Raw genomic sequence first — 12,151 nt, forward strand, 5'->3', positions numbered from 1 at the left:
TCGGGCGGCCCCTCCCGTGTGGCGCCCGTCCGCAGGTCAGGTGCCCTGTGGGTGGGGAGATCCACTGAGCAGGTGTGGGGCCACCCCGAGCAAGGGGTGGGGACTTTCAAATATCCCCATCACCTCAGGGGCTCGCCCGTCCGATAGCACGTCAAGGGGGAGGATTACAGTGGAGTACACGAACCGCGAGGGAGGCAACGGCACTTGGACGACGGATACAGCGAGCCGGAACCGTCCGCGCCCGCCCCGGCCGCTGCCGAGACCGCATGGCGGTTCACCGCTCCGCGTCTGATCCTCGTCGAGTGGCGTGACACCCACACCGACTGGCACAACAGGGTCATGGCCGACGAATTGTTCGCGCCGTCCAACTCCTACCTGCCCCACCGAGGGGTCGAGGCACTCGCCTGCCCCTGCGGCAACTACAAGCAGCTCACCATCATCGGCACCTGGGGCGGGCCACTGACCCTACAATGCCCCTGTTCCAGCCCCTTCCAGGCGATCTCCAACGCACCCTGGGCCGTGAACCTGCTCAAGCGGCTCATCCTGTGGCACACCGACGCCACCTCGGAACTGCGCCACCTCAACGACCTCATCATCGAGCAGCACACGGCCCACCAGATCTACCGGGACCGGGTCACCGACCTCGTCGACAACAATGCCGCCACCAGCACGAGCCACGACCTGCGCGCCCTGATCCACGCGCCCATCCCGGACAGCCACCTGCAGCCCCTGGCCCGCGCGGTAACGCGACGCGAAGAACGGAAAACCCGCGACATGCGGCTGCGGCAGGCACTGAGGGAGGTACGCCTGACACCCGAGAGCGAACGCCCGCGCTACGCTGGCGGCCCCCTCACCTGCTATCTGATCCGCGCGATGACCGCTCTCGCCGACGCGGACGACCGCGACCTGATACTCACGGACGACGGCCGCCGCCTCCTGGACACCATCGAGGGCGTGACCGCGGATGTCCTGGCACAGAATCCAGGATCGGGCCCGGCACCCTGATCCGGTCCAGATGCCCGTCTGACGGACGATCCCACCTAGCGAAGCGCCCTCATGTCGACGTCTGTTTCCCGCCGCTCAGCATCCGACTGGTTCCCCGACGTGTCGACGTCGGACAAGATCCGGTCATGATGTTGGGAGCCGAGGGGATGCGGGGCTCTCTTAGTAGTCGCCTCGCCGGCCGCGTCGCCACGCCCAGAGCGCACCGAGAGCAGCCACCCCCATGGCCCCGAGGGCGGCACCGGTCCCTCCGGGTGCGCCAACGACCTTCGACGCGGCAAGCACCCCGGACACAATGAGCAAGTAGGGCAGGAGGAAGAGGACGGTACGGCCGAGACGGATGGGATCCATAGGCCAAGTATCCCTATTTGTCTGCTACTTGGCCAGAGCGATTCTCTCGGCCCGCCGGTATATGGTCCGCACCGCCGCCTCGCTGTCCGGGAACTCGACGTCCCTGAGGAACCTGACCATGTAGGGGACTGATTCCGTTGCTTCGGAGGGTTCAAGTCGTCGCCAGCAGCCGATTGCGTTGCCGACGGCGCGGACGGTGGTGCTGTGCCGGGGCCCGAGGTGGAGGTGCCAGGCCCGAGCCATGAAGGCCCAACTCTTGAGGCCGTATTGGAAGTCCTGGTTGAGCCAGGCAATGTCGGCGCGTACGAGGCCGGCGGCCAGGGTGTAGAGGTGGTTCGCGCCGAACTGGGCGGACAGCTCTGCGAGAAGGTGATCGGCGGCGTGTCCGGCTTCGGCAAAGAGGTTTCGGTTGGCGGTGGCGCAGACGGAAGCGAGCTGTCCGCGGTAGGGCTCGGGCAGCGGTTCGTATGGCCGCTCGGGCGGGACGGGGTCCACCGCGCGCGACGTCGGTGGCGGCAGACGCGTCGGCGACGCCGCTGCCTGGGGCTGGCTTAGTGCGGCAGCGACCGGAGCGTTGCTGTCCAAGGGGTGACTGGTGCCGTCGGCGTCGACCTGGATCGTGGTGGTGTACTGCGCCTGCTCGTCCTGGATCACTGCAAGGATCGGCGTCTCCAGTGCGGCAGCCTCCATTTGGAGGTGCGCCAGGACAGCGTCGTTCAGCAGGACGCCGGGGGGCGACGTGAAGTACTCCTCGTCTATGAAGCAGATCCCGTCGGGTGTGATCCGGATTTGCACCGCGTCTGGAGAGATGTCACTCACTGCTGGTCCACCTGCTTGCCGGGGAGGAGGGGAATGGTGCTGATTCCGCCGGCGCTCGGGAAGCTCGGTTCGGCCCACCCGCGATACCGCAGACGCCAAGCACCGTCGGTGAGCTCTTTCCGCGAGACGATGGCGATCTTGCCTTGGCGGGGGTAGTCGTCCCCTATGTCGTTGCTGGCCAGCTGGTCGTTGCCCAGGTAGAGGGCGACGTGCCCCGCCGAGCTGCCGGTGTCGTAGAACAGCAGCGCTCCTGCTGGCGGTGACATATCGCCCGGGTGCGCGAGTCCGGCGTCGACGAGCCGGTTCCAGTGGACGTTGGCTGTCGCAGACCCGGATGAGCCCCAACCGTAAGCCTGGGCTACGAAGTTGTCGCACATCCGGTACCAGCCCGTCTTGCCCGCTTCGTTCCGGGCGCCGGCGATAGCCTGGGCGGCGGTGCGAGGATTCTTGGCCTTGAACGTTGCCTTGGGGTCCGCGCCGCCTGTGGCGGCCGGGTCGTCACAGCCCGTGCTGATCGAGGTGACGGCGTGAGCCCCCCAGGTTTTGGCGACGAGTGAGCCGGCTGCGGACTCCCACTTGGCGTATTCGTTGCGGTACTTCTCGGCGGGACGCTGGATGCTTGCGGCGACTTTGGTGAGGGCCTTCTCCTGCCAGTTGTCGATTTCGACGAGGTGGTCGTAGAACTGCCCGGACGCGTAGACCGGGTCGGTGAGTTCACTGACGGTTCCCCAGCCTTGGGAGGGCCGTTGCTGGAAGAGACCCACGCTGTCCGCGTGGCCGTGGTACATGTTGTTGAGGGTGCTTTCCTGCATGGCCACGGCCACGGCGATGACCGCGGCACGGGGCGCTAGGTGCTGGGAACGGGCGACGTTGGTGATGGTGCTGGCATTGCGCACCTGCCGAGGGGTCCATTTGGCACTGTTCTGTGCGCCTTGGGGATGCAGCGGAACCGTCACCTGGGTGGCGCCTGCATCCTGTTCGCCGTCGAACTCCGGCTCCTCGCCTCCCACGCCGACTCCGCTTTCCCCGTTGCCGACCGGCTGAAGACCGTTCTGGCAGGTATTGGCGTTGGCCTGGGTCGTGGCACCGCTGACCGCGAGCACGCAGAGAGAGAGCACCGAGACACCTGCCGCGGTGACGCCTATGGCGGCCTTCCCGATCCCGTTCATCCTCACCTCAGTCATAAACATTTGTAGATGACAGAAGGTCAGTGAACAGCAAGGGTGCCGGAACGGCTACTCATTCCAGGCTGCTTCGTGTTGGCATCCGACTGTGATCCGCCGGGCGGAGGGCGTCGGCGGACCACCGCCCATCGGGCGGCGGTCGAGGTGGCAGAGGTGTCACCGCGCACTCCAATGGGTGCCCATTGGCTGGCGGATGTGGGTCGATGAGCTGCAACTATGTGACTTCTCATCGGGGCTGGCCAGGTCGGGGGGATGCTGCTGATTCATGTCGAGCGGCAGGGGCGGGGTGCATGGTCGTGCCGCTCCAGGGTCCCGCAAACAGGTCTCTCATTCTGTAAACGCTTGTTGTCAACTTTGTATGTATGTACCTTTCACCGTCATGGCTCGGTTTCGGGCCGGTCTCCGTGACGAGGGTGGAAGGGAGTCGGGGGATGCCCGTTTCACAACACCTGGCGGATCTCGCGGCGAGTGGTGACATCGGCACCCTCGTGAACGGGCTGTCCCCGGACTGGGGCCCATTCGGGAAGCTCGGCAAGGTGGGGCGGACGGTGATCCAGGCCCTCATGGCCGGCGTCATTCTGATCCTGCTGGGCCGCGCGATCCTCGGCGCAGTGCACATGAAGGTCGGTGAGGGCCAGCACGACGTAGCCCAGGTCAGCAAGGGCAAGAAGGACATCGCCGGGAGCCTGGTCGGAGCCTTCGTCGTCGCCTCGATAGGGACGATCTTCACTATCGTGTACGGGATGGGCATCTGAGATGGCCTCCCAGAGCGCCCCGCGGAAGGGCACACGTGTCCTGGTCGACGAGACGCCGACGGAACCGACCGGCGGAAAGCCCTGGTGGCGGGGGATGGCCATCGCCGGAGGGATCTTCCTCGCGGTGCTCGTCCTCGCTGTGTTCATGGGCTTGTCCGGCGGCAGCAGCGGATCCGATTCCGGCAATTCGTCGGCCGGCCAGAGCCAGACCGCCCCGGTGCAGCAGAACGGCACCGGAGGAGACCCCAAGAGCACAGCCAGGAAGCTGGTCAGCGGTGTCCCGGTGGGCTACTCCCACAACCAGGCCGGTGCCGTGCAGGCCGCGATCAACTATCAGGTGGCCCGATCGTCCGCCGCGTACTTCACCGACGAGAAGGTCCGCCACCAGACCCTCACCGCGATGATGACCAGCCAGGCTCTGGACCGGCAGATCCGCAACGACGACAACGGGATGCGGCAGGTCCTCACCTCGCTGGGCGTCACCAGCGGCAACGAGGACGCGCTGGTCGCACGTGGTGCGGCGATGGGCACCCGGGTCACCACGTACACCGATCAGGTGGCCACCGTCGACGTGTGGATGACCGGTCTCGTCGGCGTCACGGACAACAACGCTCCGATGCCCGTCTCGGCGTCCTGGACCACGTACACGCTGACGCTTCAGTGGCAGTCCGGTGACTGGAAGCTGTCCGCGATCACGTCGGTCAACGGTCCGACCCCCTTGGACGCCGGAAGCGACAGTCCTACCAGCGTCGACGAGTTCCGCACGGCAGATCGGGAGTTCAATGCGCCCCCGTATGTCGGCTGAGACCCAGCAGCGGGTGCGGAGCCGCCTCGTCTGGATCACCGGGCTGACGGCCACGCTCAGCATCATGCTTGCCCCGGGCCAGGCCCAGGCGAACGACTTCTCCGACTGGTCCTGCAAGAACATCCCGTTCGCGGACAAGGTCTGCAACGTCGTCGAGAAGACGAACCAGGCGATCGACTTCGCGAGCGACCCCCTGGGCTATATCGCCCAGTTCTTCAACAACGCCGTGACCAGCCTCTTCACCCAGATGATGAAGGCGTTGGGGTCGACCACCCGGATCGACTGGCAGGATCCCGGGTTTCTCCGCACCTACACCATGGCGTTCGCCGCCTCCACGGTGCTGACCGTGATCCTGTGGCTGGTCGCCGTGGCCAAGCGGGCGATTCAGGGAGTTTCGCCGCTCCAGGCGCTCGGGGAGTCGATCGGTTTCCTCCTCATGTCGGTGCTGGTCTCCGCCTTCGCGCCGCTGGCGGTCGCCTACGTCGTGCGGGTCTTCGACGAGGCCGCGGAGGCGATGCTCAAGCCGGTGGCGGGAGACGCCGCCGACATGGTCGTCGCCGTCACGACGGCGATGCTCGCGCTGATGGCGATACCCGGCGGCGCGATCATCGTGATCTTCTTCTGCCTGGCGCTGCTGGCGGCCGTGGCCGGCGTGTGGCTGGAGCTCATCGTCCGCAACGCGCTGATCCTGTCCGGCTTGGTGTTCGGTCCGACCGTTTTCAGCGGTCTGGTCGACCGTGACCTGTGGGGGCACACCAAACGTTGGTGCGGCGTGATGGCGGCGATCATCGCATCGAAGTACGTCACTTTTACCGTCCTCGCGCTCGCCACCGGCACGCTCGCGTCCGACTCGCCGAATCCCAGCCTCGCGCAGTCCTTCGCCACCGTGTTCACCGCGCTCGCGCTGCTGTTCCTCGCCCTCTACATGCCCTTCCAGCTCTCGAAGTTCCTGCCCGCGTTCGGCGACGAGGTGCGCGACATGTACGCGGCCCGCGACGAACTCAAAGGCCGGGCCAAGGACGTCGGCAGCCAGGTGGGCGACTCCTACGGCGAGCTGAAGTCACGCATAGGCGGCGGTGGTGACGGCGGCGGATCCAGCGACGACGGCGACAGCGGGGAGACCGAGGCTGCGGACGGTGATGCCCTGAGCGGTGGCGGCGGCGAGGAGGCGGCCGAGTCGGGGGCGGCCGAGGGAGCAGCCGCCGCGACCGGTGTCGGTGCGGCGGCCGTGGCCGCGAAGAAAGGGGTCGACAAGACCAAGGACGAGGCCGAAGCCGCAGTGGAGCGCGGTGTCGACGGGGCAACCGCCGGTCTCGACTCCGATGGTTCCTCCGCCGGCTCGTCGGCGGGCGGCGACTCCGACGGCAACAGCGCTCACACCCCGGGCGGGGCTCCCGACGCCGCAGTCCCGGACAGCGGGACGGCCGGTGGGGGGCCGGTGGACGAGGCAGGCCCGCAGTCCTGGCCGCCGCCCGAGCCCCTGGACGAGCCGGAACCCCCGCCGCCGGACGAGGAGATGCGCTGATGCCCGTCCCCATCGCATGCCCAGGAGTAGTCGTGGCTCGTACCTTCACCTACCCGCGACCGAGGCCGCGCGGCCTGCTCGGCCGGAAGCTCGAAGCCGACGAGCAGCTCGTCTTGGGAGCCGGTTTCGTCGGCGGACTCATCTCTGCCTGGATCCTCGGCGGCATCCTGCTGAAGATCGGCGGCTTCGTGCTGATCGCGGGCGCCTGTGCCTGGGCCACGCTGGCGCCGTACCGGGGGCGCACCTACGTCCGGTGGTTCGAGATCAACCGGACCTACAAGAAGCTGCTGCGCGACGGCTCGCTGCTGTACAAGTCCCGGGCGCCGTACGCCGGCCGCTACGCCGACGGCCGCCGTGTCCCCATCGACGTGCCGGTCGGCGTTCCTGGGAACATGCAGTGGATCACGGCCCGTACCGCGTTCGGTGAGATCGCGATCGTGCTTCAGCCGGACGAGCTGATGTTCACCGCTGTGGTCGAGGTCGAAGGCCAGCGTGACTTCGGCAGCCTCGACACCGCCGACAAAGAGGCCCTGATCCGGGCCTACGAGCACCTGCTGAAGACCACGGCCGACAGCGGCGGACGGATCCGCCGCCTTCAGTGGATCAGCAGGGTCATCCCCACCGACCCCAACGCCCACGCCCGGGACGCAGCCGAGCGCCGGGACAAGAACAGCCCGACGGAACTGCAGCAGTCGTACGACGAGCTGATCCAGCGCGTCGCCGTCACCGCGGAAGACCGCCGGCTGCTGCTCGTCGTGGGCATCCCCTACACCCCCGACCTGGTCGCCGAGGCCCGCCGCTACACCACCCTCCACGAGGGCTACGCGATCACGCTCGGACAGGAGATCGAGAGTTTCATCCGGACGCTGGGGCGCGGACAGCTGCGTCACGTCCGCAACCTCGACGAAGCCGGACTGGCCTCCTACCTGCACCACTCCTACGACCCCAGTCACTGGATCGACGACACCGCCGGGATGGACCGGGTCACGTGCTGGCCCGCCGTCCTCGATGCCCGCAACAAGAAGTACATGGCCTCCCGCAGTTGGGAGAGCCCCGAGGACGACTGGTACTCGATGACGGCATGGGTGAAGGAACTCCCCGTCCTCCCGGTCGGCATCAACTTCCTCGCGCCCGTCCTGCTCTACGTCCAGGACATCATCCTGTCGGTGTCCGTGGTCATGGACCTCGTCAGCACGGACCAGGCGATCACCGAGGCGATGGCGGACGCCACCAACGAACTGGGCCAGGCCGACAAAAAGGCCGGACGCATCGAGGACCCGCGCGAGCAGAAGGCCCAGAGCGCATCGATACGCACCATGCGGGACATCGCCGACGGCGCAGCGGGCACACGGCTCGCCGCCTGGATCACCGTCACCTCGCCCACCCTCGATGCCCTGCGCCGGGACGCCGACACGGTCCGCGCCGGCGCCACCCGCGCCGGACTGCGCATGGAGTGGTGCGACACCGAGCACCACCGGGCCTTCGCCAACACCCTGCCCTTCACCGCCGGACTCCTGAAGGAAAGGCGGTAGCGATGCTGGAAATGCTGCGGCACCAGACGCAGACCCGGCGACGGGCCGTCCGCTCGACCACCAGCCACGCCTGCGGCCTCTACCCCGCGGTCGGCGCGGCCGGCATGGACCCCCGCGGCGTGATCATCGGCCGGGAGGCCTACAGCGGCAAGGCCTACATCTACGACCCCTTCATCCTCTACAACCCGCACGCCCGCGTCCGGCTCGCCAGCGGGCACGCGATGATCCTCGGCAAATCCGGCTACGGCAAGTCCGCACTGGAGAAGACCTACGTCCTGCGCCAACTGCGCTTCAAGGAGCGCAACTTCGCGGTCCTGGACGCGCAGGGCGAGGACGGCGCGGGCGAATGGGACGGCATCGCCCGGCAGTTGGGCATCACCCCGATCCGGCTCGTCTACGGCGCCGCCGACGGCGGCGAAGGAGTGCGGATCAACCCACTCGATCCGCGGATCCCCGCCGAGCACCAGTTCAAGGTGCTCACGTCCATGATGGAGATCCTCACCGGCACGCTCACCTCGCAGACCAAGTTCGCCCTGGCCGAGGCCCACAAGAGCGCGATCGCCACCGCCCGCGAGCGGCAGCGCGTGGCGATCCTCTCCGATGTCCTGGACGCCCTCACCGCCCCGCAGCCGACCCTGCTCGGTCAACAGCCGGTCATGCCGCAGGAGTTGACGGAATGGGGCCAGCCGGCCGCCCTGGCTCTGGACTCGTTGTGCAACCCCAGCCGGGACCTGGCGGGCATGTTCGACGGTCCGACGACCGAAGGCATCGACCTCGACGCCCGGTTGATCATCTTCGATCTGACGAGGCTGCCGCGCGAGGGCGAGGCCATGCCGCTGCTGATGGCGGTCATCGGGCCCTGGCTCAGGTTCGGATGGATCAAGCCGGACGACCGGATCAAGAGGACTTTGATCGTCGAGGAGGCCTGGCACATCCTCTCCCACCGGCCGGTCGCGCGCCTCTTCGAGGAACTGGTCCGCTACGGCCGCCGCCTGGGGCTGAGCTTCTGGGCGGTCCTGCACCACCTCGGGGATCTGCTGCTGGAGCAGGCCCCGGAGGCGGCGGCCATCCTCAAGTTGACGGCCACCCGGGTGCTCTACCACATGGACCGGGACGAGGCCGAGACCACCGCCGACTACCTGGGACTTCCCGACTGGGCGCGCAAGGCGCTCGCGGACGGGTCCAACGTGTGCGCGCCCGGACGAGCCATCTGGCAGGTGGGCTCCCGGATCAACCTCGTAGAACATATCCGGACAAAGCTGGAAATACGTCTCACGGACACTAATCGTCGGATGTCCGAGCGACTGCCCGGGTCCGCCGACCGCCACGGTCACGCCTCGGCTCCGATTATCCCCCTCCGCAAGGGGGCTGCGGCATGATGCCGAAGGCGGCCACCCCGAAGACGGCGGCACGCGTGCGCCTCGGGCGGGATGCCGTGTGGATCATCCCGCTGATCGCGGCGTTCGTGCTCACCGCGCTGCTGTGGCTGACCGCGCTGGTGTCCGGAGTCCTGGCGCATGGACGGCCCGCGTCCATCACCTGGGACTCGGCGGGCAAGGCGGTCGTCACTGTCTTCCGGCATCCCGGTGACCCTGCGGCGGCCTGGCCACGGGACGTGGGGGTGGCCGGCTCCGTCGTGTTCTGGCCCACCTTCCTGGTGCTGCTCGCCGCGGCCGTGTGGGGCATGTGGAAGACGTACTGGTGGTGGAAGCGCCGGGGTGCCGACGGGGCCGACGGGATGGCGACCCGGGCTCAGCTGGAGAAGGCCATGGGCGAGCCGCAGGCCCTGTCCCGTGCCGGGTCCCTGCGTCCCACGCTCGCTGAGCAGAACCTCAAGGCCATCTCCATCCGCGACGTCGCCGTCTACATCGGAAGCGCCGACCCCACGGACATCCCTCTGTGGATCACGATCGAGGAATCGATGATCCTGGTCGCCCCGCCCCGCGAGGGAAAGACTTCCCAGATCATCCTCCCGGAGATCCTCGAATTCCGTGGAACGGTCCTTGCCACCAGCAGCAAGACCGACGTGCTCTACAACACCGCACTTCTGCGGCAAGAACACGGTCCCGTCTGGGTCCTGGACCCGACCGGGCTGTCCGGCTGGCCGAATCAGCTGCGCTGGCCGCTCACCGCAGGATGCGAGGAGTACCAGGTCGCGCGAAAGCGGGCCGAGACCCTCGCGGCAACCACCAAAAGTGAAGAAGGGACAAAGAATGGCGGTTATTTCGCGCTCAACGCGAAAACCCTTATTACCTGCTGGCTGCATGCCGCGGCCCTGCACCAGCGTCCGGTCCTCGACGTGCTGACCTGGGCGACCGACCCGGACAACCGCGAGGCCGTCGACCTGCTGGCGGCGAAGGGGAAGCACCTCCTCGCCGCCGCGCTGGCCGGCCAGCACGCGGCGGCCGAGGAGGAACGTTCCGCCACCTGGAGGACCGCGGAGCAGAGTTTCATCGCGCTCTATGACGAGAAGGTCGCCGAGATCTTCGCCCCCCAGGGGGACGTGGAGGTCTTCGACATCGAGACCTACCTCCGGCAGTCGGGAACCCTGTTCCTGATCGGCGAGGACGAAGAAGGAAGCGCCCTCGCTCCGCTGAACGCGGCCTTCGCCAAAGCGATGTTCGACACCGCCAAGAGGGTGGCCGCCCGCAGCCCCAACGGCCGCCTCCCGATTCCGCTCGGCTGTTTCCTGGACGAACTGGCCAACGTCGCGCCGCTGCCGGAAATCCCGAGCCTGATGAGCGTCAGCGGCTCGCAGAACATTTTCATCATGGCCGTGCTTCAGGGCTATGCCCAGGCCGAGGAGCGCTGGGGCGCCCTGGGGGTCAGGAAAATGTTCGCCAGCGGCACCGTGAAGGTGTTCCTGGGCGGTATCAGCGACCCCGAGGAACTGAAGTCCTACAGTGCGCTCGCCGGTGAATTCGACGAGGACGTGGAGACCGTCTCCGACGACGGGGACCGCGTGTCGGTGTCCACCGCGGTACGCCGCCGGGCGGTCGTCGAGCCAGCCACGATCCGGATGATCCCGGAACGCGGCGGGATGGTGTTCCACCGCCGCACCCCCGCCACCCTCGTCACGTTCGTCCGGGCTCACGAGGGGCCACGGGCGGAGGAGATCAAGGACGCCACGCGCCGGGCGCACGAGATGGTCGCCGACCGCGTCCGCCTGGAAAAGGCGGGCGGTCATGGCTAGCGGCTTCGAAGACATCTTCGCCGAGCTCACCAACATCAACGCCGAGCAGGTCCTGCTCAGCGAGCGCGTCAAGCTGCTGGAGGAGCAGCTGTCGGCCGCCGGTCCGTCCGGCGGCGGGGGCGCGGACGGCGAGCGGGAGCGCCCGGCCGGCGAGCCGGTGCGCTGGCACGAACTCGAAGCCGAGCAACACGCCCTGCTCTGGCCGCAGTTCGTGTCCTGGGTGATCTGGGCGGCCGACCGCTATGAGATGACCACCGATCAATTGCCGCGCCAGTGCTGGTGGCAGCACGGCGCAGTCGTGGAGGAACTCACCGCCCTGTGGACCTCTCACGAGTCGGCGTACGCGAACGGGGAGGACGGCGGCTCGGCACCCTACCTGTGGCAGGACGCCCTGGCCCGCGCCCTGGAGCGGATGGGCCGGTTCTGGCTCGGCTCCTGCCGCAACGGCCAGCACAAGCAACGACACCGCGACGCCGCCTGGAGCGGCGACGCCGACTACCTGGCCCTCCTTCTGACTGCTGGAGACCGCGAGCCCGGCAGCGACCCACCCGGGCCGGACCGTGCAGAGCCTCCGGACGACGACGAGGACGGCAACGGATGAGGACACCACACAGGAGCCCCTCCATGGTCAAGAACAGGTACGGGCGCACCGTCTTCTCCCCCTGGCCAAATCGCCTGCCCCACCGGTACGGGACGCGGCCGGATCTCCTGGAGTACTTCACCAGTTCGGGATCACGACCGAGTGGCAGGCCGGGGAATTGCGGGACGCAATGGTCCTCGCCGGAACGCCCGCCGTCGGCGAGAGCGAGGAACAGCGGTCCGACCCGGACCGGCGCCGCCGGGGTCGAAGCCGCCCGGATCGTCCTCCACGAGCTGATCCACCTGCTCGCCGCCGTCCCTACCCGCGGCGTCCCTGTGCCGCTGCCCCTCTCCTAGCCACCGGCCCCCGGTCGCACGCACCCCCGCGGCCCTGGACCCCGATCCA

At 67.9% G+C, this 12,151-nt stretch carries 10 protein-coding genes; 8 read left to right on the plus strand and 2 right to left on the minus strand.

What is annotated here, in order from left to right:
- The first annotated feature begins 204 nt into the window (after window positions 1-204).
- Window positions 205-1,005: a hypothetical protein gene (locus ABZ928_RS41350; protein ID WP_361530903.1), complete on the plus strand. Its 801-nt coding sequence runs from the start codon at window positions 205-207 to the stop codon at window positions 1,003-1,005.
- A gap of 372 nt (window positions 1,006-1,377) precedes the next feature.
- Here ABZ928_RS41350 and ABZ928_RS41355 read toward each other — a convergent pair whose 3' ends face one another.
- A complete protein-coding gene (locus ABZ928_RS41355; protein WP_361530906.1) occupies window positions 1,378-2,172 on the minus strand; it encodes a hypothetical protein in 795 nt (264 codons plus the stop codon).
- A complete protein-coding gene (locus ABZ928_RS41360) occupies window positions 2,169-3,341 on the minus strand; it encodes a hypothetical protein (RefSeq protein ID WP_361530909.1) in 1,173 nt (390 codons plus the stop codon). Before ABZ928_RS41360 ends, ABZ928_RS41355 begins: the two co-directional genes overlap by 4 nt.
- A 446-nt stretch (window positions 3,342-3,787) precedes the next feature.
- Between ABZ928_RS41360 and ABZ928_RS41365 the strand changes: the two genes are divergently transcribed.
- The 7 genes from ABZ928_RS41365 to ABZ928_RS41395 are packed head-to-tail and all read left to right on the plus strand — an operon-like array spanning window position 3,788 to window position 11,767.
- Complete coding sequence (locus ABZ928_RS41365; RefSeq protein WP_361530912.1) at window positions 3,788-4,111, plus strand: hypothetical protein; 324 nt, start codon at window positions 3,788-3,790, stop codon at window positions 4,109-4,111.
- Window position 4,112: 1 nt separating this feature from the next.
- Window positions 4,113-4,916, plus strand: a complete 804-nt coding sequence (locus ABZ928_RS41370) for a hypothetical protein (protein ID WP_361530915.1) — start codon at window positions 4,113-4,115, stop codon at window positions 4,914-4,916.
- The gene (locus ABZ928_RS41375) at window positions 4,906-6,441 is read left to right on the plus strand and encodes a hypothetical protein (RefSeq protein ID WP_361530918.1); all 1,536 of its coding nucleotides are present in this window, start codon (window positions 4,906-4,908) and stop codon (window positions 6,439-6,441) included. Before ABZ928_RS41370 ends, ABZ928_RS41375 begins: the two co-directional genes overlap by 11 nt.
- Before the next feature lie 32 nt (window positions 6,442-6,473).
- On the plus strand, window positions 6,474-7,973 hold the full coding sequence (locus ABZ928_RS41380) for an SCO6880 family protein (protein ID WP_361530921.1): 1,500 nt from the start codon (window positions 6,474-6,476) through the stop codon (window positions 7,971-7,973).
- 2 nt (window positions 7,974-7,975) lie between these two features.
- Window positions 7,976-9,352 (plus strand): ATP/GTP-binding protein, encoded by a 1,377-nt coding sequence (locus ABZ928_RS41385; RefSeq protein ID WP_361530924.1) that lies wholly within the window; start codon window positions 7,976-7,978, stop codon window positions 9,350-9,352.
- Window positions 9,349-11,166 (plus strand): TraM recognition domain-containing protein, encoded by a 1,818-nt coding sequence (locus ABZ928_RS41390; RefSeq protein WP_361530927.1) that lies wholly within the window; start codon window positions 9,349-9,351, stop codon window positions 11,164-11,166. Before ABZ928_RS41385 ends, ABZ928_RS41390 begins: the two co-directional genes overlap by 4 nt.
- A complete protein-coding gene (locus tag ABZ928_RS41395) occupies window positions 11,159-11,767 on the plus strand; it encodes a hypothetical protein (RefSeq protein WP_361530930.1) in 609 nt (202 codons plus the stop codon). Before ABZ928_RS41390 ends, ABZ928_RS41395 begins: the two co-directional genes overlap by 8 nt.
- The last annotated feature ends 384 nt before the right edge of the window (window positions 11,768-12,151 follow it).

It is taken from the genome of Streptomyces sp. NPDC046909 (assembly GCF_040644695.1).
GTDB lineage: Bacteria > Actinomycetota > Actinomycetes > Streptomycetales > Streptomycetaceae > Streptomyces.

Bases quoted from the DNA above. Each gene is read 5' to 3' on its own strand.
- ABZ928_RS41360 (WP_361530909.1), bottom strand. From the start codon at position 3,341: ATGAACGGGATCGGGAAGGCCGCCATAGGCGTCACCGCGGCAGGTGTC.
- ABZ928_RS41365 (WP_361530912.1), top strand. From the start codon at position 3,788: ATGCCCGTTTCACAACACCTGGCGGATCTCGCGGCGAGTGGTGACATC.
- ABZ928_RS41370 (WP_361530915.1), top strand. From the start codon at position 4,113: ATGGCCTCCCAGAGCGCCCCGCGGAAGGGCACACGTGTCCTGGTCGAC.
- ABZ928_RS41375 (WP_361530918.1), top strand. From the start codon at position 4,906: ATGTCGGCTGAGACCCAGCAGCGGGTGCGGAGCCGCCTCGTCTGGATC.
- ABZ928_RS41385 (WP_361530924.1), top strand. From the start codon at position 7,976: ATGCTGGAAATGCTGCGGCACCAGACGCAGACCCGGCGACGGGCCGTC.
- ABZ928_RS41390 (WP_361530927.1), top strand. From the start codon at position 9,349: ATGATGCCGAAGGCGGCCACCCCGAAGACGGCGGCACGCGTGCGCCTC.
- ABZ928_RS41395 (WP_361530930.1), top strand. From the start codon at position 11,159: ATGGCTAGCGGCTTCGAAGACATCTTCGCCGAGCTCACCAACATCAAC.